Raw genomic sequence first — 22,075 nt, 5'->3', positions numbered from 1 at the left:
ACGGCCCAGAAGACCGCCGGGGCGCCCTCGGCGCCGCTGAAGCCGCGCCCGGATCTCGACGCCAGCCCGCCGTCGAAGGCGGGGCGGGCCTCGGAAATCCTCAAGGCCCTGGTCCTTCGGGTCGAGGCCGCCCGGCCGCGCCAAGCCTAATCTCTAACGCGGCTTCTTGCTCGAGGCCTTGGCCTCCTCGGGGGACAGCTTGCGGATGTCGCTGACCTGATAGCGTTGCACGCCCATGGGGCCCGGAACGATCACGACGGCGTCCAGTCCCGAGCAGATCCAGGAGCCGCCGCGCGATTCCAGCCCGATCCGCTGGGTCCAGTCGATGTCGGGCGAGGGCGAGAACAGCTTCAGCTGATAGACGTCATGCACGCCGACCGTGACATTGACCGTATCGCTGTCGATGGCCTGGAAGCCGTCGACATCGGCGTTGCGAAAGCATGAGCGCTTGGCCGCGTCCGCCGCGTGGGCGGTGGAAGACATCGCGAGGGCGGCCAGCAGGGCCGGTAAGAGAAAACGCATCATTTCCTGCTCCAACGACGCCCCCGCGACATCCTCGCGCCGAACCCGCTGTTCGCCAAGGGCGTTCGATGACAGGGATTTGGGCCCTGCGTCAAAACGCCACACTTTCGCCACCTTTGGCTGGTTGGCGCCCGCCGATGTGATCCGAGGCGGCGCGCGTTCCCGAGCGCCATCGGCGCGAGATCAATCTTGGCCATTTCCGCCGCGCCATTGAACCCTTAGGTCGATCCAGGCGGCCGCCGCGGGGTGGTGACGGCGAGATAGCCCGCTCGTCGTCCGACCCAGGGCGGGATGCTGGCGCGTCGTCGACGTGGCCTCGCCGGCGCCTGGAGCGCGCGGCCTTACCCTCGCGATTAAGGGATTATTCACGGCGTCGCCGCCTAATGGATTTACTCAGTTGTTTGGCCGCCGGAAGAAATATTCGTGTGACAAATTGACCGAGTATCTCGGCGTATCGCGCCAAGATGAAAACATAGTTGGTGAATTTGGAGCGCGATATGGCGACTTCTCGCGAAGTTGACTTCCGGGTTGAGCTGTGCGGCGATTTGTCGCTCCCCTCTATCGGAGAGGCGCACGACAAGATCTTGGCGGCGTTCGATCAGGATCTACCGATTGTGATCGATCTGGAGCGCGTCGAAGACGCCGACCTGACCCTCGTCCAACTGGTGGAAGCGGCGCGCAAGTCGGCCGATCGCCGGGGGCGTTCCCTTTCCCTCTCCGCGCCGGCCTCGGGCCCGACGCGCGCCGTGCTCGAGCGCGGCGGTTTCCTCGGCGCGCCCGACCGCGCCGCCTTCTGGCTCCAAGACACGGTGACCCCATGAGCGCCTCGATTCTGACGGTGGATGACTCGGCCAGTCTGCGACAGGCCATCAAGATCGCCCTGACGGGCGAGGGCTACGCCGTGAGCGAGGCTCCGGACGGCCAGGCCGGCGTCAGCGCCGCCGACGCGGGCGACTTCCAGCTGATCATCACCGATCTGAACATGCCGGTGATGGACGGTCTGACCATGATCCGCACCCTGCGGGGCAAGCCCAAGCACGCCGGCGTGCCGATCATCTTCCTGACCACCGAGTCCGACGCCGACATCAAGGCCCAGGCCAAGGCGGCGGGCGCGACGGGCTGGCTGACCAAGCCCTTCAACCCCGACCAGCTGATCACCGTCGTCAAGAAGGTCCTCGCCAAATGAGTGGGCAAGACCCCGTCGCCATCTTCAGGATCGAGGCGCGCGACCTGCTGGAGCAGGTCGAGCTGGATCTCCTGACCTTGGCCGAGCGGCAGGACGATCGCGAGACGATCGACGCCGTCTTCCGCAGCCTGCACACGCTGAAGGGCTCGGGCGCGATGTTCGGCTTCGACGCCCTGGCCGCCTTCACGCACCACTGCGAGACCGCCTTCGACCGCGTGCGCAAGGGCGAGGTCGCCGCTTCGCCGGCGCTGATCTCGGCCGTGCTGGCCGCGCGCGACCACATGCGCGCCCTGGCCGAGGGCGAGCCCACCGAGCCGGGCGTCGAGGAAGCCCTGCTGGACGATCTGCGCCGCGCCGTCGACGGCGCCGGCGTCGCGCCCGTTTCCACCCCGCCCAGCGCCAAGACCTGGCGCGTGCGCTTCTCGCTGCCGCCCGAGACCTTCGTCAACGGCGGCCGCCCGCTGCCGCTGCTCGACGAGCTGCGGGACCTGGGTCCCTGCGAGGTCACCGCCGTCACGGACGGCGTGCCGGCGGTCGAGGATCTGAACCCCACCGACTGCCGCCTGGCCTGGGACGTGGTCGTCACCACCGAACAGCCGCGCTCGGCGATCGAGGATGTCTTCATCTTCGTCATCGACGACATGACCCTGGACATCACCGAGGTGGTCGACGAACCGGCGGCCGAAGCGGTCGCCGAGGTCGCTCCGGACGCCAAGGTCTCGACGATCGAGCCGCCCAAGGCCGCCAACAGCGACGCGCCGCCCGCCGAGGGCCGCCCGCGGGTCGCCGAGATGCTCCGCGTTCCGGCCGAGCGCCTCGACGAGCTGATGGACCGCGTCGGCGAACTGGTCATCGCCCAGTCGCGCCTGAAGCAGGTCGCCGCCTCCAGCAGCGACCAGAACCTGATGACCGTCTCCGAGCAGATCGAGCAACTGGCTTCCGAGCTGCGCGAGATCATGATGGTCGTGCGCATGGTGCCGGTCGGCCAGCTGTTCGGCCGCTTCCGCCGACTGATCCACGACCTGGCCATCGAGACCGGCAAGACGATCAACTTCGCCACCGACGGCGAGACCACCGAACTGGACAAGACGATCATCGAGCGTCTGGCCGATCCGCTGGTCCACCTGATCCGCAACGCCGCCGACCACGGGCTGGAGACGCCCGAGCAGCGCAAGGCCTCTGGCAAGCCCGAGACCGGCCATATCCTGCTGGCCGCCCGCCAGTCCGGCGCCGAGGTGGTGATCACCATCACCGACGACGGCCGCGGCGTCGATCGCGCTCGGGTTCGCGCCAAGGCCGAGGAGAACGGCCTGATCCAGCCCGGCCAGGTCCTGACGGACAACGAGCTGCTGCAGCTGATCTTCGCGCCGGGCTTCTCGACGGCCGCCGCCGTGACCAACCTGTCCGGCCGTGGCGTCGGCATGGACGTGGTCAAGAAGACCATCGAGGGCCTGCGCGGCGCGATCGAGATCACCAGCACGCCCGGCCAGGGCTCGGTCGTCTCGCTGCGCATCCCGCTGACCCTGGCGATCATCGACGGCCTGCTGGTGCGGGTCGGCGCCAGCCGCTACGTCATCCCGCTGTCCTCGGTCGAGGAATGCGTCGAGCTGCCCGTCGAGCAGGACCTGCGCTCGGCTGGCCGCAGCCTGGTCACTCTGCGCGACCAGCTGGTGCCGTTCATCCGCCTGCGGCAGATGTTCAACACCGGCCAGGAGCCCGACCCGCACCAGAAGATCGTCGTGGTCTCGACGGGTCAGGAGCGCGTGGGCCTGGTCGTCGACCAGATCCTCGGCGACCACCAGACCGTCATCAAGCCGCTGTCGCCGTTCCATGCCGCCGTGGGCGCCTTCTCGGGCGCGACCATCCTGGGCGATGGCGGCGTGGCGCTGATCCTCGACATCGGCTGCCTGGTGGCGGCGGGCCAACGCCCCGACGCGCAGCTGCGCGCCGCCGGCTGACGGAGACAGACATGATCGCCGACAACGCCAACGACCCCATCGAGGCCCTGACCTTCGACCTGCACGGCGAGACCTTCGCCCTGGAGGCTGGTCTGGTGCGCGAGGTGCTCGACCTGCTGCCCGAGACGGCCGTGCCCGGCGCGCCGCCGTTCGTCGGCGCCGTGATCAACTTCCGCGGTCGGGTCATCCCGCTGGTCGATCTGCGGGTGGCCTTCGAGCTGGACGCCCCGCCGCCCACCATCGACAGCCGCATCGTCGTCATCGAGCACCCGCTGGACGGCGAGCCGACCCTGATCGGCCTGCGCGCCGACAAGGTGCACGAGGTCACCGCCATCGACCGCGCCGTCACCGAGGACGCGCCCCGCGTCGGCCTCAAGTGGCGCGCCGATTTCATCCGCTTTCTAGCCCGCCGGAACGGGGACGTCATCGTCATCCCCGATCTTGAGCAGATCTTCGCCGCGCGCGGCCAGACGGCCGTCGTCACACCCATCCACGCATCGCAATCCTGAGTCGGGGGACTCCCAAATGCGCTTCACGATCAAAGCCAAGCTGATAGCGACCTTCGCCGTGCTCATCGCCATGATGGGCCTCGTCGTGTTCATGGGCGTCTCGCGCATGAGCCAACTCAACAGCGCGATTTCGGAGGTGATCTCCGGACCCGCCGCGCGTCTGTCCGGCGCGCAGCAGGTCGACGGGGATATCGGCCGGTTGCTGCGTTTTGAAAAGAACATGGCGCTGACCGACGACCAGGAGCTGAAGCGGAAGTTCGACGCGCAGTCGGTCGAGATGATCGCCAAGCTCGATCCGCTAATCCAGCAGCGTGTCGCTTCGGCCAGCACGCAGGGCAAGCCGCTATGGGACCGCGTGGCGCAGGCCTGGGGCGAGTACAAGGCCGTCAACGCCGAAGTCCGCGCTCTGGCGCTGGCCAATCGCAACGCCGAAGCGGGCGCGATGTCGATCAACAAGTCGCGCGCCATCGCCAACGGCCTGACCGAGGACGTCAACAAGATCGTCGACCTGAACAAGGCCGCGATGGCCCAGGCCGACAAGGACACCGACACGCTTTATGCGGCCGCCCGCACGACGTTGCTGATCACCGCCGTCGCCGCCCTGCTGGTCGCCGTCGCCGGCGCCTTCTGGATCTCGATGATCATCACCCAGGGCTTCAAGCAGATCACCGAGGCGCTGGACGCCGTGGCGATCGGCGACCTGAGCAAGGACGTCACCGTCAAGGCCGACGACGAGATCAAGGATCTGGTCGCCACGGTCAATCGCATGACCGCCAACCTGCGAGACACCGCGGCCCTGGCCGACCAGGTGGCCGACGGCGACCTGACGGTCCAGCCGCAGCCGCTGTCGGACAAGGACACCCTGGGCCTGGCCCTGGAGCGCATGGTCGAGCGCCTGCGCGGCGTCGTCGCCGACGCCATCACCGCCTCGAACAACGTCTCGGCCGGCAGCCAGGAACTGTCGGCGGCCTCCGAGCAGATCAGCCAGGGCGCGACCGAACAGGCCGCCTCGGCCGAAGAGGCCTCGGCCTCGATGGAAGAGATGGCCGCCAACATCAAGCAGAACGCCGACAACGCCGCCCAGACCGAGAAGATCGCCCGCCAGTCGTCGGCCGACGCCGAGGTCTCTGGCCAGGCGGTCTCGCAAGCGGTCGAAGCGATGCGGACCATCGCCGAGAAGATCACCATCGTTCAGGAAATCGCGCGTCAGACCGACCTGCTGGCTCTGAACGCGGCCGTCGAGGCGGCCCGCGCCGGCGAGCACGGCCGCGGCTTCGCGGTCGTCGCCTCCGAGGTGCGCAAGCTGGCCGAGCGCAGCCAGACCGCCGCCGCCGAGATCAGCTCGGTCTCGTCCGACACGGTCAAGGCCGCCCAGTCGGCCGGCGAGATGCTGACCTCGCTGGTGCCCAACATCCGCAAGACCGCCGAGCTGGTCGCCGAGATCAGCGCCGCCTGCCGCGAACAAGATGTCGGCGCCAGCCAGATCAACGAAGCCCTGCAGCAGCTCGACAAGGTGACCCAGCAGAACGCCGACGCCTCCGACAAGATGTCGGCGACCTCGGAAGAACTGGCCGCCCAGGCCGAGGAGCTGCAAGCCTCGATCGCCTACTTCCGGATCGAGGACGGCGGTTCGAGCCGCAGGGCCGCTCCCGTCCGTCCGGCCGCCCGCAAGCCGGCCAAGGCCCCGGTCGCCAAGGCGAGCGGCGGCAAGGCCCCGGCCGCGCGCAAGCCCGCCGCCAACGCGGTGCAGCAGCAACAGAGCCGAGCCCGCGGCTTCGCGCTCGACCTGGCCAGCGGTGGTCCGGACGAGGACGACCGCGACTTCCGGGAGTATGCCTGAGATGTCTCGCCCGGCTTCCGAACAGCAGTTCGTGACCCTGAGCCTGGGCGATGAGGTCTTCGCCATTCCGGTGGCCTACGTCCGCGAAATCCTCGAATTCCGCGCGCCGTTCGCCATCCCGGAAGGCCCGGCCTTTATGCTGGGACTGACCGATGTGCGGGGCCAGGGTGTTCCCACCCTGGACCTGCGGCGAAAGCTGGGTCTGGCGCCGGTGGCGCCGGGCCCCAGCACCCGGATCCTGGTCCTGGACGTGCCGCTGGGCGATCGGGTTCTGTCCTTGGGCCTGGTGGCTGATCGGGTGATCGAGGTGATCACCGTATCGACCGACCAGGTCGAGCCGGCCCCCGACATCGGCGTGCCCTGGCGTTCCGACTACATCCAGGGCGTCGTTCGCCGCGAGGCGAGCGGAAACTCAGGCTTCGTCGTCCTGTTCGAAATGACCCGCCTGCTAACCGCCCAGGATGCTGAAACGATCCGTCAAGCGGCTTGAGGCTAACTATCCACCTTGTCGCCAGAATGGCGATCGGAGTCCCGACTTGTCGAACCTCGCCGTCCAGACCGCGCCGGAGTCCGGAACCTCGACCGAGGCCCTGAGCCTCCGCAACTTCAACCGGTTGGGGCAATTCATCCACGACTACAGCGGCATCCGGATGCCGCCCAGCAAACGCACGATGCTGGAAGGCCGCCTGCGCCGGTGCATGCGCGAAAGCGGCCACGTCTCGATCAACGACTACTGCGCCTATCTCTTCGACGGCGGCGGCCTGGACCGTGAGCGGGTGCGCCTGCTCGACGCGGTCACGACCAACAAGACCGACTTCTTTCGCGAGCCCCAGCACTTCGAATTCCTGACCGAGGTCGGGTTGCCCGCCATCGCCAAGCGTCGCGGCGGCAAGGTCAAGATCTGGAGCGCGGCCTGCTCGATCGGCGCCGAGGCCTACACCACGGCGATGGTGATCGAGGAGTTCGGCCGCCAGTCCAAGCGCCTGGACTACTCGATCCTGGGCACCGACCTTTCCACCCAGGTGCTCAGCCAGGCGGTGGCCGGCCGCTATTCCGAACAGATGATCGCGCCGGTTCCCCGCGACCTGCGGGCCCGCTACCTGATGAGGTCGCGCGATCCCAAGCGCGGCGAGGTCCGCATTGTCCCGGCGCTGCGCGCCCGGCTGTCGGTGGCCCGCATGAACCTGATGGACGAGCAGTATCCGGTCGACAACGACTTCGACGTGATCTTTCTGCGCAACGTCCTGATCTATTTCGACAAGCCGACCCAGGCCAAGGTGCTCAAGAACCTCTGCGAGCACCTCGCGCCGGGCGGCTATCTGATCCTGGGGCATTCGGAGTCGATCGTCGGCGTCGATCTGCCCGTGCGGCCCGCCGCCCATACGGTGTTCCAACGGCCATGAATCCCAAGATCCGTGTTCTGATCGTCGACGACTCCGCGGTGGTTCGCCAGACCCTAACCGCGGTTCTGGAGAGCGATCCCGAGATCGAGGTGATGGGCTCGGCCTCCGATCCCTTCGTCGCCGCCAAGCGCATCGCCGAGGAAGTGCCCGACGTCATCACCCTGGACGTCGAGATGCCCCGCATGGACGGCGTCACCTTCCTGCGCCGCCTGATGGCTCAGCATCCGGTGCCGGTGGTGATGTGCTCGTCCCTGGTCGAGGGCGGCTCCGAGACCCTGCATCAGGCCCTCGAGGCCGGGGCGGTCGACGTGATCCTCAAGCCGCGTGTCGGCGTGGCCGAGCACCTGGCCGAGGCGCGCATCCTGATCTGCGACACGGTCAAGGCCGCGGCCAAGGCCAAGCGCCTCGGCCGCTTCGATCGGACGCCGCGCGCCGCGATGATGACGGCGCAGCGCCGGGCCGGGCCCGAGAAGAAGCTGACCGCCGACGCCATGCTGCCGCCGCCGACCAGCCGGGCCATGGCCAAGACGACCGAGATGATCGTCTGCATCGGCGCCTCCACCGGCGGCACCGAGGCCCTGCGCGAGGTGCTGGAGGTTCTGCCGGCCGCCGCGCCGGGCATCGTCGTTGTGCAGCACATGCCCGAGCGCTTCACCACGTCGTTCGCCAAGCGCCTGGACAGCCTCTGCGCCATGGAGGTCAAGGAGGCCCAGGACGGCGACGCCGTGCTGCGCGGCCGCGTCCTGATCGCGCCCGGCAACTTCCACACCATGATCGAGCGCAGCGGGGCCCGCTATCACGTCTCGGTCAAGGAAGGGCCGCTGGTCTCGCGCCATCGTCCGTCCGTGGACGTTCTTTTCCGCTCGGCCGCGCGCAACGTCGGACCCAACGCCGTGGGCGTGATCATGACCGGCATGGGCGACGACGGCGCGCGCGGTCTGGAGGAGATGAAGAGCGCGGGGGCCTTCACCGTCGCGCAGGACGAGGCGACCTCCGTCGTCTTCGGGATGCCCAAGGAGGCGATCGCCCGGGGCTGCGTCGACCGCGTGCTGCCGCTGCAGCGCATCGCGGCCGAGATCCTAAGGGCCACGGAGCGGTAGATGGGACGGGGCTGCTCGGACATCGACGGCTCGGGCGGCGCTTCGTCGTTTCGCCAATGGGTGCTGACCCTGGACGGACGGGTCGAGGTCATGAACGCGGCCGCGCGCGTCTACGCCGAGCGACTGGGTCCCCGCGACGCCCTTCACCCGCTGATCGAGATCTGGCCCGAGGCCAGCCGCTTTTCGCTGGAACGCGCCCTCCGCACGGCCGCCGCCGGCCAGATCGCCAGTTTCCGCACGTTCGACGCCGGCGAGGGCGGTTCGCGCACCTATTGGGAGACGCTGGTGTCCCCCGTGCCCGACGCGAACGGCGACCCCGTCTCCCTGATGGCCGTGTCGCGGGACGTCACCGAAGAGGTCGAGGGCGCGGCGCTGCTGGAGGCCGTGGTGCAGTCCCTGCCGTCGCCCCTGATCGTTCACGCCAGCGATACGGGCCGTTACGTTCTGTGGAATCGCGCCGCCGAGGCGGCTTTCGGCGTCGAGGCCGAGTTGGCGATCGGCCAGGACCGCCGGGTCCTGTTCGGCGACACCATGGGCGCGTTCCTCGATCAGACCGAACCCTCCACCCTGAAGATTGGCGAGACGCGGACCATTCCGGGCGTGCGCGCCTCCGAGGCCCGGGGCGGCGGGATCTACGACTTCAAGGTTCTGGCGACCTTCGACGACATGGGCGCGCGCCACGTCATCAGCCTGGGCGAGGACGTTCGGGAGCATCGCCGGCAGGCCGAGGCCCTGGGCGCGGCGCTGCGCGAGGCCAAGAACGCGAGCGAGGCCAAGAGCATCTTCCTCGCCAATATGAGCCACGAGGTCCGCACGCCCCTGAACGGGATCGTCGCGTCGGCCCATATGCTGGCGCGGGGCGATCTGCCGTCCGGCGCGCGTGAGCTGGTCGACATCATCCGCGACTCCAGCGCTCAGCTGGAACGGCTGCTGGGCGATGTCCTGGACCTGACCAACATCGAGGCGGGACGGGTCGCCATCGACGAAAAGCCGTTCCATCTGGGCGAGCTTCTGCGCGGGGTCGAGGAGTCCTCGCGCCTGACGCTGGGCGACGCGCCGGTGACGTTCTCGATGACCGTGTCGCCGGACCTGGCGACGAGCGTGGTCGGCGACAGCGCGCGTCTTCGGCAGGTGCTGGTCAACCTGATCAGCAACGCCACCAAGTTCACGGAGCAGGGCTCGGTTTCGGTGTCGGCCTGCCGCGACGTCGGCGGCTGGGCGCGGTTCACCGTCTCGGACACCGGCATCGGCTTCGATCCCGCGGACAAGGAGCGGATCTTCGAGCGCTTCCAGCAGGCGGACGTGTCGATCACCCGCCGGTTCGGCGGCTCGGGCCTGGGGCTGTCGATCGCGCGCGAGCTCGTCGCCCTGATGGGCGGATTCCTGGATTGCGAGAGTCAGCCGGGCGAAGGCGCGCGGTTCTGGTTCTGCCTGCCGCTGCCGGCTCACGAGGCGAGCGCGCCCGAAACGACCGGGGCCGACGCGCTGGAAGGCGAGCGGGCGGTCCGCATCCTGCTGGCCGACGATCATCCGACCAACCGCCGCGTGGTCGAGCTGATGCTGGCCGACGCCGCCGAGCTGGTCTGTGTCGAGAACGGCCGCGAGGCGGTTCGCGCCTTCAGCGACGCCCCCGTCGACGTCGTGCTGATGGACGTTCAGATGCCGGTGATGGATGGCCTTTCGGCGGTTCGAGAGATCCGCCGCCTTGAACGGGAGCGCGGCGACGCCCGCGCGCCGATCATCATGCTGACCGCCAACGCCGGCGAGGAGCACGCCGCCGCCAGTCGCGCGGTCGGCGCCGACCTGCACCTCGAAAAGCCGATCACGGCGACAATCCTGTTCACGGCGCTCAACCAGGTGCTGACCCACGCTCAGCGAGGCGAAACCGGCCATGGCTAATCCGCAGAGAACCATCCTCGCCGCTGACGGCGCCGAGCGGTCCGAGGGCCTGATCGTCGCCCAGCGCCTGGGCGCGACGGCCAAGGCCATCGAGGGCCAGTTCCTGAAGACCGGCGATGTGCTGGCCGGCGCGGTCGATGGCGTCGGCGAGCTGATCAACGCGCTGGACAAGCTGGCCAAGGCCATGGACCAGTCGATGGTCGACGCCACGACCCGCGACCTTGGCGTCGCCGCCGCCGGCCTGCGCGTCCTGCCCGAAGGCCTGGCGGGCCGTTCAGTGGCGCTGGAGCGCCTGGAGACGCTGAGCCGCGAGCTGTCGGCGCATATCGGCGACATGCACCAGAATCTGGCCTATCTGCGGGTGGTGTCGCTGTACATCAAGATCGCGGCCGGCGGGGTCGAGGGCGACAACGGCGACTTCGCTCTGTTCGCCCAGGAGATCGCCGATTGCCTGGTGGTGGGCCGCGATCACCTGGAGTCGTTCGACGCCGACCTGCGCCTTCTGGACCATGATCTGCGCTCGGCCCTGATCTACGAAGCCAATCTTCGGACCCACTGCGCCGAACTGGCCGCCGACGCGCCGGACGCCATCGAGGCGAACGCGCGCCAGCTGGCGACCCAGCGCGTGCGGGTGGCCGGGGTGGCGGCCGATGTCGCGGCCCTGGCCCGCGAGGTTCGCAAGAAGGTGGGCGGCGTCCTGGTCGCCCTGCAGATCGGCGACATCACCCGCCAGCGCGCCGAGCACGTTCAGTTCGGCCTGGAGCTTCTGGAGGGGCTCGAGGGCGACCTCGTGGGCGAGCGTCGCGAGCGGGTCCGCGCCGCGATGCTGGCCCTGCTGCGCGCCCAGCTGTCGGCGACCATCGACGACTTCCGCGGCGAGATGGCCCAGATCGAGCGCAACATGGTCGGCATCGCCGCCGACACGCGCGAGATCATGAAACTGCAGGACCTGGCCTATGGCCGTGTCGGCCGCGACGAGGGCGGCGACTTCCTGGCCCGCATCGAGGCCCATGTCGGCAAGGCCCTGACCCTGGTCGAGGAGATGGCGGCCGCCGACCAGGCGGCGCTGGAGGTCGGCCAGTCGGTGGTCGCGGCGGCCGCGCGGCTGTCCGAGCGCATCGACGGCATTCTCCGGATGCAGGCCAATGTCCACCAGATGGCCTTGAACGCCACCCTGCGCTGCGCGCGCATCGGCGAGGCCGGCAAGCCGATCACCGTCATCGCCGTCGAGCTTCGCGGCCACGCCGCCAAGCTTGAGGAGTCGGCCGACCGCACCCTGGCCGGGGTCGAGAGCCTGATGAGCGGCGCGGCCCAGGTCGGCGGCGAGGGCGCGACCGGGACGGCCGCGATCTCGGACGTGTTGCAGACCGCCCTGTCGCGGATCCGCCAGGCGGGCGGCGCGGCCGACGCCGACATCGTCGACCTGGCCCGGCAGGGCGGGGCGGTGGTCGAGGCGATGAACCAGGCCTCGGCTCGCATGGACTGCCGGCGCGAGATCGGCCAGGCCCTGGACGAGGCCGCCGCGGCCCTGGACGCCCTGCCGTCCGCGCCGTTCGATCCGTCCATGGAGGCGGACGAAGCGCTACGGGCCTGTCTCAAGGTCCTCTACGCTCGCTACAGCATGGCCCAAGAACGCGACGTGCACCGTGCGGTGCTCGGCGACCTGGACGCGGAGCCGGACGCGCCCGCCGAGGTTCAGGCGCCCGCCGCCGAACCGGATCTCGACGACGTCCTTTTCTGAAAGCGCGTTAGGTTTAAGTGTGAGCGGTTGAACCGCTCGAACGCGCTCAAAATATTGGACTCTAGCGCTTCGTTTCGGCGATCCACTTGAAGGCCAGGATGCCCGCGCAGGCCACGACGCCGACCAGGGCGGTGGTCGCCAGGGCGTGCTGGGCGCACCAAGGCACGCGAGTCGTCAGGGTCCGGACGATCACCACATAGGCGGCCGCCACCAGGATCCATGAGGTCGATTTTCCCCCCATCGGGAACGGCGGCGGCGGAGACTGACGGTCAATCGGCATGGGCTTTGGCGGTCCGCAGGATGAGCAGGCCCAGCAGGGCCGAGATCAGCGAGCCGGCCAGGACGCCGATCTTGGTCTCTTCGATCAGCCGCGCGTCGCTGAAGGCCAGGGCGCCGATGAAAAGGCTCATGGTGAAGCCGACGCCGCACAGCACCGCGACGCCATAGAGCTGGACCAGGCTGGCGCCGCGCGGCGGGCGCGCCAGGCCCGACTTGATCAGCGCCAGGGAGACGCCGAACACGCCGCATTGCTTGCCGAGGAACAGGCCCAGGGCCACGCCCAGCGGCGCGGGGTCCAGCAGGGCCGAAAAGCCGACAGCGGCGAAGGACAGGCCGGCGTTGGCGAAGCCGAACAGGGGCGTGATGACGAAGGCCACCGGCTTGTGCAGGGCGTGTTCCAGCCGCTCCAGCGGCGGGTGTTCGCCGCCGCGCTGTGGAATGGTCAGGGCCAGGGCGACGCCGGCCAGGGTGGCGTGGATTCCGGACTTCAGCACCAGGAACCACAAGACCACGCCCAGCAGCAGGTAGGGCGAGAGGCGGGCCACCTTGAAGCGGTTCAGGGCGATCAGGGCCAGGAGCACGGCGCCGGCTCCGGCCAGATAGGCCAGATGCAGCTGGGCGGTGTAGAAGAGGGCGATGATCACGATGGCCGCCAGGTCGTCCATGATGGCGATGGCGGTCAGGAACACCTTCAGCGAGGCGGGGACGCGCGAGCCCAGCAAGGCCAGGACGCCTAGCGCGAAGGCGATGTCGGTGGCCGAGGGGATCGCCCATCCGCCCAGGCTGTCCGGCCGGCCCCGGTTGAGGGCCAGATAGATCAGGGCGGGCAGGGCCACGCCGCCGAGGGCCGCCGCGCCGGGCAGCAGCACGGCGGACGGGCGCGACAGCTGGCCGTCCAGGACCTCGCGCTTGATCTCCAGGCCCACCAGCAGGAAGAACAGCGCCATCAGGCCGTCGTTGATCCAGTGCAGGACGGTCTCTCGCAGGTGCACGGGCCCCAGGACGAAGCCCAGGTGTGTGTCCAGAGTCCGGAAATAGGCCGGCGCCAGCGGCGAGTTCGCGACCACGAGGGCCAGGGCGGCGGCGGCCATCAGGACGTAGCCGCCCGAGGCCTCCTGCCTCAGGAACCCGACCAGGGCGCGCCGCGCGCGTCGGCTGACCGCTCGCAAGGCCATGTCAGGACTCTCGCCCGCCGAATCCACGTCGCGCCGTCCTGCTGTCCCTCGCTTGCTCATGGGTGGCCTCCAGTTCGGACGGCTCCGACAAGGGCGGCGTCGCCCGCTATCCGAGACGCGCCAGACGCGGCGCCGGGGCCTTCGGCCATTCCGGTCGGATCTTGGGACTTGTTTAGCCCGGTTCGCGGGAGGGCGGCAATCAAAGTCGTCCTCCGGCGAGTCTCTTCGGGTCCCGCCATGTATTTGCGGATCAAGATCAGGAACGGCGCGACCTATTGTCGCTAGATTGAAGTATAGTCAGGTCGTTTGGAGATATCGGATATTGATCTGGCTATGCCGGATCAAAATCTGAAAGACATGGACGCCTTAAGGTCGAGCGAGGCCTTCTTCCGTCTTCTGGCTGAGCGCGCCGGGGACGTCATCAGTCGTCACCGCTTCGCCGATCGCGGCGACACCTATCTTTCGCCGGCGGTGGAGCGGCTGCTGGGCTGGACGGCGGCCGAGGTCATCGAGTCCGGCTTCAAGGCCTTCTACCATCCCGACGATCGCCAGGCGGTCAGCGCCGCCGTCGCGGCGATGTTGTCCGGGCCTCCGGAGCTCAGCGTGCAGTACCGGGGCCGCGCCAAGGACGGCCGCTACGTCTGGCTGGAGAGCCATCTGCGCCTCGTTCGCGACGAGGCCGGCGAGCCGCTGGAGGTGGTGGCGGTGACGCGCGACATCGACGCGCGGTTGCGCCTGGAGGAAGAGGCGCGCCAGGCCCGAGAGGCGGCGCGCGAGACCGAGTCGCGTTTCCAGAGTCTGGCGACGACGACGCGCGACATCGTGATCGAGGTCGATCGCCGGGGCCGTATCCTCTTCGTCAGCGCCGCCGTCGAGCCCGTCCTCGGCTATGCCCCGAGCGAGCTGCTGGGCCGGAAGGCGGCGCATCTGACGCATCCGGAGGATCTGCCCGGCCTGGTCGGCGGCTTCGGACGCGGGCTGCGGGACCGCGCGGCCGCGCCCGAGGTCCTAGAGGCCCGCGCCCTGCACAAGGACGGACGGTGGATCTGGCTGCAGGGCCGTCCTGTCATCGACCGCGAGGCGGGCCGTATCCATGGGGTGGTGCGCGACATCACCGACTACAAGCAGTCTCAGGACCGATTGGCCGCCGAGCGCGATCGGGCGGAGAAGGCCTTGGAGGCGCGGTCCGCCTTCCTGGCCAATATGAGCCACGAACTGCGCACGCCCCTGACCGCCGTCATCGGCTTCGCGGCCCTGGTCGAGGGCGTCGCCGGCCTGCCGGACGAGGCGCGGGACTATGTCGCGCGCATCTCGACGGCCGGGAAGTCGCTGCTGTCGGTGATCAACGACGTCCTGGAGCTGTCCAAGCTGGAGACCGGCCAGGTCGAGACCCACCTGGCGCCGTGCGCGCTGGCGCCCCTGATCGACGATACGGTCAAGATGTTCGCCCTGCACGCGGCCGAGAAGAGTCTCGACCTGCGCATCCGCATGATCGAGGCCCCGCCCAGGGTGCTGATGATCGACCCCGACCGGGTGCGGCAGGTCCTGATCAACCTGATCGGCAACGCCATCCGCTATACCGACGTCGGCTCGGTGACGGTCGAGGTCATCTGGCGGGCCGAGCTGGCCGAGCTTTTCGTCGCGGTGAAGGACACCGGCATCGGCATCGATCCGGAGGGGCAGGCGCAGCTGTTCAAGCGGTTCTCGCAGGTCGAGGCGTCTCGCTCGAGATCGCGCGGCGGCGCGGGCCTGGGCCTGGTCATCAGCAAGGGACTGGTGGAAGCCATGGGCGGCCGCATCGGGGCCAGCAGCCGTCCGGGCGAGGGCAGCAGCTTCTGGTTCGCGATCCCCGCCCAGGCGCTGCTGCGCGAAGAACAGTCCGATGGCGAGGCGGCGCCGGTGTTCGAACCGGTTCGGGCCGGCGGGCGGATCCTGGTGGTCGACGACAATGCTCTCAATCGCGAGATGACCCGGGCGATCCTGGGGGTCTTCGACGCCGAGGTGGCCGAGGCCCGCGACGGACGCGAGGCCGTGGACGCGGCGATGGTCCAGCCGTTCGACCTGATCCTGATGGACATCCGCATGCCGGTCATGGATGGCCTGGAGGCCGCGCGCGCGATCCGGGATCGCGTGGGACCCAACCAGGGCGCGCCGATCCTGGCCTTCTCGGCGGATATGGACTTCCAGGTGTCCGAAGCCTTCGACGGTCTGGTCCGCAAGCCCGTCACGGCCGCTCAGCTGATCCAGGCGGTGGCCGGCGCCGCGCGCGCGCCGCGGACGGCCGCGTGACGGATCGCGCCGATTTCGCCACCCCCAAACAAAAACGCCCCCCGCGCGGCGGAGGGCGTCTTGGTTTCTTCGACTGGCCGGTTTTAGGCGGCCTTGACCAGCGACTTGGTCAGGATGCCGATGGCGGCCTCGCGGTCGATGCGCTCGATGGCGGCCACTTCGCGCGCCATGCGATCGAGGGCCGATTCATACAGCTGGCGCTCCGAGTAGGATTGCTCCGGCTGGTTCTCGGCGCGGTGCAGGTCGCGGACGACCTCGGCGATCGAGATCAGGTCGCCCGAATTGATCTTGGCTTCGTATTCCTGGGCGCGGCGCGACCACATGGTGCGCTTCACGCGGGCGCGGCCCTTCAGGGTGGTCAGGGCCTGGGAGACGGTGCCGCCCTCGGCCAGCGGGCGCAGGCCGGCGGTCTTGGCCTTCTTGGTCGGAACGCGCAGGGTCATCTTCTCGTGGTCAAAGGTGATGACATAAACTTCGAGCGACATGCCGGCCACTTCCTGGGTCTCGATCGCCTGAATGGTGCCCACGCCGTGCGCGGGATAAACGACGTGATCGTCGACCGAGAATTCCAGACCAGTCTTGCTCATGTTCGTCCTCATCAATACGGACCTGCCAGGTCCGAACGCCGCGTTCCATTGCCAAACCAAAAGCGACAGCGCCCCGCTCCGCGAAAGGGATTGCGCGGGGCCAAGCCTGTCAGGATTTGGAATAGATCTCTAAGACACCCTTCGCCTTCGATCGGGCGAGCCGGCTGAAATTGGCTTCTCGAACCGGCTTCTTCGACAAGACGGACCGTCGCGAAAAACCGCAACCGTCACGTCGTCGGAGACATTAGCATAAAATTCAGCGCGATGAAAGGGTTGCGGCCCGACGTACGCGAGGGCGCCGCCAAGCTTTCGCGCGTTGGCGGCGGGTTACGCTTGAGAAATCGAGTGTGGGATCAGGAACCCTTGCCCGGCTTTTCGCTGAAGTACTTCTCGAACTTGCCGGTCTCGCGCTCGAAATCGGCACGGTCGGCCGGGGGCTCGCCCTTGACCGTGATGTTCGGCCAGACCTTGGCGTACTCGGCGTTGATCCGCAGCCACTTGCCGTCGGCCTCGTCCTCGGTGTCCGGCTTGATGGCGTCGATCGGGCACTCGGGCTCGCAGACCCCGCAGTCGATGCATTCGTCGGGATTGATGACGAGGAAGTTCTCGCCCTCGTAGAAGCAGTCGACCGGACAAACCTCCACGCAGTCCATGAACTTGCAGCGAACGCAGGCGTCGGTGACGATATAGGTCATCGAAAACTCGGATGAGGGCGGACGGATCAGGGCGCGGGCGTTTTCGAAGCCCGAGGCCCGCTTGTCAATGCGGCATGGCCGCTTAGGGGCGCAGGAATTCTCAAGGCGCGGACAGACCCGGTCGCTTCGGCGGCGGCCATCCGACGCTCAAGCCTCCACGGCCTCGTAGAGTCCGCGCGCCTCGCTGGCGGGGCCGCGCCGTTCGCCGCAATCGAGTATCCGGATCGCCACTAGGCGGCCCGCCAGGCCGAACACCAGCACGTCCCCGGGCTTCACCGTTCGCGAGGGCTTGTCGATCCGGCTCTCGGCCCCGGCCCGGGTCAGGCGGATGCGGCCCTCGTCCACGAACTTGGCGGCCAGGGAGCGGGTCTTGAAGAACCGCGCCCGCCACAGCCAGACATCGGCCCGGGCGGCGTCGGGGGAGGGCGCTGTCTCGGTCAAGAGGCGGCCTTCCGGGCGGCCGGCTTGCGGCGGCGGGGCTTCTTCCGACGCGGCGGCGGTTCGGTCAGCTTGGCCAGGGCGGCGAACGGCGAGTCGGGCCGCGCCTTGACCGGCTTGTCCTCCAGCCGGGCCGCGCCGCGACGCTTCCAGACGATCGGCTGGTCGGGCTTGGCGCGAATGGCGGGGGTGTAGTCGAGGGCGCGCAGCACCGCGGACGCCTGCTTGGCCGTCCAGCCCAGCGTCTCCAGCGCGGCCTCCGTCAGGACCACGCCGCCCGGCTGCTGGTTGGCGCGCAGCAGGCCGTCCAGGGTTTCCAGCGCCTCGACCGGGATCGTGAAGCCGGCCACGGCGCGCAGGCCGCTGGCCGACAGCTCGCGTTCGGACGGCGCGGGCGAGGGCAGGGGCTCCAAGGTGGTCAAGGCCCCGCGCCAGCCGGTCGGGTTCAAGGCCCGCGCGCAGGCGATGGCCTCGGCCTTGATCGCGCCGGGGCAGTAGAGGCTGAAGGCCCCGATCCGAACGCCCAGGATCTTGAGCGTGCGGCGCTCGCCCTGGCTCAGGGCCTTCAGCTCGGGATCCACCGGCCGCTTGTCCAGCACCCCGCCGGCCTCCAACAGGCGGTGGGCGATGCCGCGCGGCAGGCCGCGAAGGGCGCCGCCGGCCAGGGCCCGCTCCAGGCCGCGCAACGGCGCCAGGCGTCGGTCGACTTCGCTGGCCAGGAAGGCGTCCAGCCGCCGCTCGGCCCGCTCACGCACGGCGGCGGGGCCCAGCTCGCCCAACAGGCGGGCGCGGGGCGAGAGCAGGGGCTGGTCGCGGCGCACGGTTCCCGCGATCTCGCCGCGCCACAGGATCGCGCCGTCCGGCGTCAGGGCGAAGGCGTCGTCGGCCTCGCTGGCCAGCACGCCCAGGCGGCGGGCGATCTCGGGGCCGACCGCGCGCTGGGCGGCGTTGCGCAGCGCCTTCTCCTCCAGCGGCGAGGCGCCCTTGGCCGGGGTGAAGGCCACGCCCGACAGGTGACCGACCACGTGGCCCTCGACCGTCACCTCGCCGTCCTGGCCGACGCCGGCATAGAGCGTCTCGCGCTCGCCCAGCTGTTTCAGCAGCACGCTGGTGCGGCGATCGATGAACCGCGCCATAAGCTTCTCGTGCAGGGTGTCGCTGATCCGGTCCTCGAGCTGGCGGGTCAGGCCCTGCCAGTGGGCGGGGTTGGCCACCCAGTCGGGGCGGTTGGCGATGTAGCTGAGCGTGCGCACCCCCGAGAGGCGCGCGGCCAGGCTGTCGATCTCGCCGTCCACGCGGTCCAGCGCCTTGAACTGACTGTTGACCCAGTCTTCGGGCAGGCGCTTGCGGCCGGTGGTCAGGTCGTCGAACAGGGTGCGCGCCATGCGCTGGTGGTCGTCGTCGGTGGTCTTGCGGAAATCCGGCGTCTGGCAGACGTCCCACAGCCGGATCAGGGCCGAACGGTCGGCCTTGCAGCGCTTGATCACGTCCTCCTGCTGGGCCAGCGCCCGCAGGGTGCGCTCGTCCAGCGCCTCGTCGGACAGCTTCAGCCCGCCGCGCTGGGGCGTCTCGGCCAGCGAGCGCAACAGGCCGGGCAGCGAGCCGAAGTCCAGCCGCCCGTTGCGCCACTCGGCGGCGGTGATCGGCTCGAACGTGTGGCTCTCGACGGCGGCGACCAGGTCTTCGTCGATCTCCTCGCAGTCGCCGGTCACCCCAAACGAGCCGTCGCGGGTGTAGCGGCCCGCCCGGCCGGCGATCTGGCCGACCTCCTGCGGATAGAGCCAGCGGGTGCGCTTGCCGTCGAACTTGCGCAAGCCCGCGAAGGCCACGTGGTCGACGTCCATGTTCAGGCCCATGCCGATGGCGTCGGTGGCCACCAGGAAGTCGACCTCGCCGGACTGATACAGAGCCACCTGAGCGTTGCGGGTGCGGGGGCTCAAGGACCCCATCACCACGGCCGCGCCGCCGCGCTGCCGGCGGATCAGCTCGGCGATGGCGTAGACCGCGTCGGTGGAGAAGGCGACGATCGCCGTGCGCCGGGGCAGGCGGGTCAGCTTCTTGGAGCCGGCGTAGGACAGGTTGCTGAACCGCTCGCGCCCGATGATCTCGGCGTCCGGCAGCAGGCGGCGGACCAGCGGCGCCATGGTCCCCGCGCCCAGGAACATGGTCTCGAACTTGCCGCGCGCGTGCAGCAGGCGGTGGGTGAAGATGTGACCGCGCTCGGGATCGGCGCACAGCTGGATCTCGTCGACGGCCAGGAACTCGACCTCGCGGGCCAGCGGCATGGCCTCGACCGTGCAGACGAAATAGGCGGCGCGGGCCGGGACGATCTTCTCCTCGCCGGTGATCAGCGCCACCGACGCCTTGCCGCGCAGTTTGACGATGCGGTCGTAGATCTCGCGCGCCAAGAGGCGCAGCGGCAGGCCGATCATGCCGGAGGCATGGGCCAGCATCCGCTCGACGGCCAGGTGCGTCTTGCCGGTATTGGTCGGCCCCAGGACCGCCGTCAGCTTCGAGGGGGCCAGGCCGGTCGAACGGTCGCTCATGACCCCAAGGTGGGACGGGAATCGGGCCGGGGCAAGCGGGAGCGGTCTAGCGGCTAAACACCACCTTCCCATCCACCACGGTCAGCACCGCCTTCGCCGTCAGGATATCCTTGGGTTCGACGGTCATCAGATCGCGATCGAAGGCGGTCACGTCGGCCTTCTTGCCGGCCTCCAGCGTGCCCAGCTCGTGTTCGCGGAACACCGCGTAGGCTGGGGCCAGGGTGAGCATCCGCAGGGCCTGGGCGCGGCTGACGGCCTCCTCCAGATGCCAGTCGGCGTTGGCGAAGCCGTCCAGGCCGTGACGATAGACGGCGGCGTAGAACTCGATGCGCGGGTCGCCGACCTCGACCGGGGCGTCCGAGCCGGCGGCGACCACCACGCCGGCGTCCAGGAAGTCCTTCCAGCGATAGCCCTCGTGCAGCCGCGCCTGGCCCAGGCGCGCCGGGGCGAAATAGAGGTCGCCGATCGCGTGGCTGGGCTGCATCGAGGCGATGACCCCCAGCTTGGCGAAGCGCGGCATGTCGGCGTCGGCGACGATCTGGGCGTGCTCGATCCGCCAGCGGGCCTTGGCGTCGCCGGCCAGCGCCGTCTCGAACCAGTCCAGCGCCATGCGGTTGCCGCGATCGCCGATGGCGTGCATGGCCACCTGGGCCCCGACCGCCTTGGCCCGCTTCATCAGCGCCTCGCCGGTGTCGCGCGGCGTCAGCTGCAGGCCCAGCCCCTCGGCGTCGCTATAGGGCTCCAGCAGCGCCGCCCCGCGCGAGCCCAGGGCGCCGTCCATATAGAGCTTGATCCCGCGCGTGCGGATCAGGCCGGTCGCGTCGGCCTGCGGCCCCTTGGCCAGAACCTCGGCCGCGCCGCTGGGATCCATGTAGTTGTCGACCCGCAGCTGGAAACGCCCCTTGGCCGCTTCGTCGCGCAGCAGGGCCAGGTCGGGCGCCGTCACGCTCATATTGTCCAGGCCCGTCCAGCCGCGCGAGGCATAGAGCGCGCCGGCCGCGTCCAGGGCCTTGCGGATCGTCGCCTCGCCCGGCGGCGGGATGACGGCCTGGACCAGGCCCTGGGCGTGGTCGATCAACATGCCGTCCGGCTGGCCGTCGGCGCCTTTCAGGATCTTGCCGCCCTCGGGATCGGGCGTCGCCGCCGTGACCCCGGCCTTGGCGAGGGCCGCGCTGGAGGCGACGCTGGCGTGGCCGTCCGAGCGGCCCAGCACCACGATGCGCCCCGGCGCGGCGGCGTCCAGGTCGGCCCTGTTCGGGAAGCGCTTCTCGGGCCAGTGGGTCTCGATCCAGCCGCGACCGTAGATCGGGCCGTCGGGATGGGCGGCGGCGTAGGCCTTCACCGTGGCCACGAGATCGGCGACCGAGGCGGTCTTGTCCAGGTTCAGGGTCAGCTCGCGCAGGCCGATCCCGGTCAGGTGCGCGTGGGCGTCGACAAAGCCCGGATAGGCCGCCGCGCCCTTCAGGTCGAGGTCGCGGACGCCCTTGGCCGCCTTGGCCCGCGCGGTCTTCAGGTCGCCGACGAACAGGATCCGGTCGTCGCGGATCAGCACGGCCTGGGCGGTCGGGGCGGCCTCGACGCCGGTGTGGATCGGGCCGCCATGGATCAGCAGATCCCCGGCGCGCGCGGTGGTCGTGGCGGTGGCGGCCAGCAGGGCCGCGAGCAGGATCCGACGCAAGACAAGGCCCCCAAACATGGCAAGATCCGGAAATCGTTAGGGCCGCCCCTGCCAAGGCGCAACAGGCCTGCTATTTTCCGCCCATGGTCACCCAGGGTTTCGCCCTCTTCGACACCCTCATCGGGCGCTGCGGCCTCGCCTGGGGCGCGCGCGGCCTGATCGGCGTGCAGCTGCCGGAAAGCGCGCCGGGCGCGGCCTCTGCACGGTGTTCGGCACCCTGATCCCGCCGA

At 69.5% G+C, this 22,075-nt stretch carries 19 protein-coding genes and 1 pseudogene; 12 read left to right on the top strand and 8 right to left on the bottom strand.

Features of this window, described 5'->3' with window-relative positions; genetic code table 11:
* Positions 1 to 153: 153 nt before the first annotated feature.
* Positions 154 to 522, bottom strand: coding sequence for a DUF6491 family protein (locus FCU40_RS17270; RefSeq protein ID WP_168076570.1), 369 nt, complete (start codon positions 520 to 522; stop codon positions 154 to 156).
* 497 nt (positions 523 to 1,019) lie between these two features.
* Between FCU40_RS17270 and FCU40_RS17265 the strand changes: the two genes are divergently transcribed.
* The 10 genes from FCU40_RS17265 to FCU40_RS17220 are packed head-to-tail and all read left to right on the top strand — an operon-like array spanning position 1,020 to position 12,158.
* The gene (locus tag FCU40_RS17265; RefSeq protein WP_004616525.1) at positions 1,020 to 1,343 is read left to right on the top strand and encodes an STAS domain-containing protein; all 324 of its coding nucleotides are present in this window, start codon (positions 1,020 to 1,022) and stop codon (positions 1,341 to 1,343) included.
* Positions 1,340 to 1,708 carry a response regulator gene (locus tag FCU40_RS17260; protein WP_004616523.1) on the top strand — a complete coding sequence of 123 codons (369 nt, stop codon included), beginning with the start codon at positions 1,340 to 1,342 and terminating at the stop codon, positions 1,706 to 1,708. Before FCU40_RS17265 ends, FCU40_RS17260 begins: the two co-directional genes overlap by 4 nt.
* Positions 1,705 to 3,666, top strand: coding sequence for a chemotaxis protein CheA (locus tag FCU40_RS17255; protein ID WP_168076568.1), 1,962 nt, complete (start codon positions 1,705 to 1,707; stop codon positions 3,664 to 3,666). The genes FCU40_RS17260 and FCU40_RS17255 overlap by 4 nt, the downstream gene beginning before the upstream one ends.
* 11 nt (positions 3,667 to 3,677) lie before the next feature.
* On the top strand, positions 3,678 to 4,175 hold the full coding sequence (locus tag FCU40_RS17250; protein ID WP_168076566.1) for a chemotaxis protein CheW: 498 nt from the start codon (positions 3,678 to 3,680) through the stop codon (positions 4,173 to 4,175).
* Positions 4,176 to 4,191: 16 nt separating this feature from the next.
* The gene (locus FCU40_RS17245) at positions 4,192 to 6,015 is read left to right on the top strand and encodes a methyl-accepting chemotaxis protein (protein WP_168076564.1); all 1,824 of its coding nucleotides are present in this window, start codon (positions 4,192 to 4,194) and stop codon (positions 6,013 to 6,015) included.
* Position 6,016: 1 nt separating this feature from the next.
* Positions 6,017 to 6,505, top strand: coding sequence for a chemotaxis protein CheW (locus FCU40_RS17240; protein ID WP_004616515.1), 489 nt, complete (start codon positions 6,017 to 6,019; stop codon positions 6,503 to 6,505).
* Positions 6,506 to 6,551: 46 nt separating this feature from the next.
* Positions 6,552 to 7,418: a CheR family methyltransferase gene (locus FCU40_RS17235; protein WP_004616513.1), complete on the top strand. Its 867-nt coding sequence runs from the start codon at positions 6,552 to 6,554 to the stop codon at positions 7,416 to 7,418.
* Positions 7,415 to 8,518: a chemotaxis response regulator protein-glutamate methylesterase gene (locus FCU40_RS17230; RefSeq protein ID WP_004616511.1), complete on the top strand. Its 1,104-nt coding sequence runs from the start codon at positions 7,415 to 7,417 to the stop codon at positions 8,516 to 8,518. Before FCU40_RS17235 ends, FCU40_RS17230 begins: the two co-directional genes overlap by 4 nt.
* Positions 8,519 to 10,417, top strand: coding sequence for a PAS domain-containing sensor histidine kinase (locus FCU40_RS17225; protein WP_168076562.1), 1,899 nt, complete (start codon positions 8,519 to 8,521; stop codon positions 10,415 to 10,417).
* Complete coding sequence (locus FCU40_RS17220) at positions 10,410 to 12,158, top strand: hypothetical protein (protein ID WP_168076560.1); 1,749 nt, start codon at positions 10,410 to 10,412, stop codon at positions 12,156 to 12,158. Before FCU40_RS17225 ends, FCU40_RS17220 begins: the two co-directional genes overlap by 8 nt.
* Before the next feature lie 61 nt (positions 12,159 to 12,219).
* On the opposite strand, the gene FCU40_RS17215 is transcribed toward FCU40_RS17220, so the two are convergent.
* Positions 12,220 to 12,438, bottom strand: coding sequence for a hypothetical protein (locus FCU40_RS17215; protein WP_168076558.1), 219 nt, complete (start codon positions 12,436 to 12,438; stop codon positions 12,220 to 12,222).
* Entirely contained in the window at positions 12,428 to 13,612 is a 1,185-nt protein-coding gene (nhaA, locus tag FCU40_RS17210) for a Na+/H+ antiporter NhaA (RefSeq protein ID WP_168076556.1), read from the bottom strand. The genes FCU40_RS17215 and nhaA overlap by 11 nt, the downstream gene beginning before the upstream one ends.
* A 333-nt stretch (positions 13,613 to 13,945) precedes the next feature.
* Between nhaA and FCU40_RS17205 the strand changes: the two genes are divergently transcribed.
* A complete protein-coding gene (locus FCU40_RS17205; protein WP_168076554.1) occupies positions 13,946 to 15,901 on the top strand; it encodes a PAS domain-containing hybrid sensor histidine kinase/response regulator in 1,956 nt (651 codons plus the stop codon).
* An 83-nt stretch (positions 15,902 to 15,984) separates the two neighbouring features.
* Here FCU40_RS17205 and FCU40_RS17200 read toward each other — a convergent pair whose 3' ends face one another.
* The 5 genes from FCU40_RS17200 to FCU40_RS17180 form a co-directional block, all read right to left on the bottom strand.
* Positions 15,985 to 16,488 carry a CarD family transcriptional regulator gene (locus FCU40_RS17200; protein ID WP_004616494.1) on the bottom strand — a complete coding sequence of 168 codons (504 nt, stop codon included), beginning with the start codon at positions 16,486 to 16,488 and terminating at the stop codon, positions 15,985 to 15,987.
* Between the two features lie 353 nt (positions 16,489 to 16,841).
* Entirely contained in the window at positions 16,842 to 17,183 is a 342-nt protein-coding gene (gene fdxA / locus FCU40_RS17195) for a ferredoxin FdxA (protein ID WP_004616492.1), read from the bottom strand.
* A 147-nt stretch (positions 17,184 to 17,330) separates the two neighbouring features.
* Positions 17,331 to 17,624 carry an RNA-binding S4 domain-containing protein gene (locus tag FCU40_RS17190; RefSeq protein WP_004616489.1) on the bottom strand — a complete coding sequence of 98 codons (294 nt, stop codon included), beginning with the start codon at positions 17,622 to 17,624 and terminating at the stop codon, positions 17,331 to 17,333.
* Entirely contained in the window at positions 17,621 to 20,167 is a 2,547-nt protein-coding gene (locus FCU40_RS17185) for a helicase-related protein (RefSeq protein ID WP_168076553.1), read from the bottom strand. The genes FCU40_RS17190 and FCU40_RS17185 overlap by 4 nt, the downstream gene beginning before the upstream one ends.
* 46 nt (positions 20,168 to 20,213) lie before the next feature.
* A complete protein-coding gene (locus tag FCU40_RS17180) occupies positions 20,214 to 21,845 on the bottom strand; it encodes an amidohydrolase (RefSeq protein ID WP_168076552.1) in 1,632 nt (543 codons plus the stop codon).
* A gap of 83 nt (positions 21,846 to 21,928) precedes the next feature.
* On the opposite strand from FCU40_RS17180, the pseudogene FCU40_RS17175 reads away from it, so the two are divergent.
* A pseudogene (locus FCU40_RS17175) lies at positions 21,929 to 22,051 on the top strand (cysteine methyltransferase); the annotation flags it as partial.
* Positions 22,052 to 22,075 lie beyond the last annotated feature (24 nt).

Origin of the sequence: Caulobacter sp. SSI4214 (assembly GCF_012184455.1) — a bacterium.
GTDB lineage: Bacteria > Pseudomonadota > Alphaproteobacteria > Caulobacterales > Caulobacteraceae > Caulobacter > Caulobacter vibrioides_E.
This window is presented reverse-complemented; position numbering and strand designations above follow the sequence as displayed.

Bases quoted from the DNA above. Each gene is read 5' to 3' on its own strand.
- FCU40_RS17240 (WP_004616515.1), top strand. From the start codon at position 6,017: ATGTCTCGCCCGGCTTCCGAACAGCAGTTCGTGACCCTGAGCCTGGGC.
- fdxA (WP_004616492.1), bottom strand. From the start codon at position 17,183: ATGACCTATATCGTCACCGACGCCTGCGTTCGCTGCAAGTTCATGGAC.
- FCU40_RS17200 (WP_004616494.1), bottom strand. From the start codon at position 16,488: ATGAGCAAGACTGGTCTGGAATTCTCGGTCGACGATCACGTCGTTTAT.
- FCU40_RS17250 (WP_168076566.1), top strand. From the start codon at position 3,678: ATGATCGCCGACAACGCCAACGACCCCATCGAGGCCCTGACCTTCGAC.
- FCU40_RS17185 (WP_168076553.1), bottom strand. From the start codon at position 20,167: ATGAGCGACCGTTCGACCGGCCTGGCCCCCTCGAAGCTGACGGCGGTC.
- FCU40_RS17245 (WP_168076564.1), top strand. From the start codon at position 4,192: ATGCGCTTCACGATCAAAGCCAAGCTGATAGCGACCTTCGCCGTGCTC.
- FCU40_RS17270 (WP_168076570.1), bottom strand. From the start codon at position 522: ATGCGTTTTCTCTTACCGGCCCTGCTGGCCGCCCTCGCGATGTCTTCC.
- FCU40_RS17230 (WP_004616511.1), top strand. From the start codon at position 7,415: ATGAATCCCAAGATCCGTGTTCTGATCGTCGACGACTCCGCGGTGGTT.
- FCU40_RS17215 (WP_168076558.1), bottom strand. From the start codon at position 12,438: ATGCCGATTGACCGTCAGTCTCCGCCGCCGCCGTTCCCGATGGGGGGA.
- nhaA (WP_168076556.1), bottom strand. From the start codon at position 13,612: ATGGCCTTGCGAGCGGTCAGCCGACGCGCGCGGCGCGCCCTGGTCGGG.
- FCU40_RS17255 (WP_168076568.1), top strand. From the start codon at position 1,705: ATGAGTGGGCAAGACCCCGTCGCCATCTTCAGGATCGAGGCGCGCGAC.
- FCU40_RS17265 (WP_004616525.1), top strand. From the start codon at position 1,020: ATGGCGACTTCTCGCGAAGTTGACTTCCGGGTTGAGCTGTGCGGCGAT.
- FCU40_RS17205 (WP_168076554.1), top strand. From the start codon at position 13,946: ATGCCGGATCAAAATCTGAAAGACATGGACGCCTTAAGGTCGAGCGAG.
- FCU40_RS17220 (WP_168076560.1), top strand. From the start codon at position 10,410: ATGGCTAATCCGCAGAGAACCATCCTCGCCGCTGACGGCGCCGAGCGG.
- FCU40_RS17225 (WP_168076562.1), top strand. From the start codon at position 8,519: ATGGGACGGGGCTGCTCGGACATCGACGGCTCGGGCGGCGCTTCGTCG.
- FCU40_RS17260 (WP_004616523.1), top strand. From the start codon at position 1,340: ATGAGCGCCTCGATTCTGACGGTGGATGACTCGGCCAGTCTGCGACAG.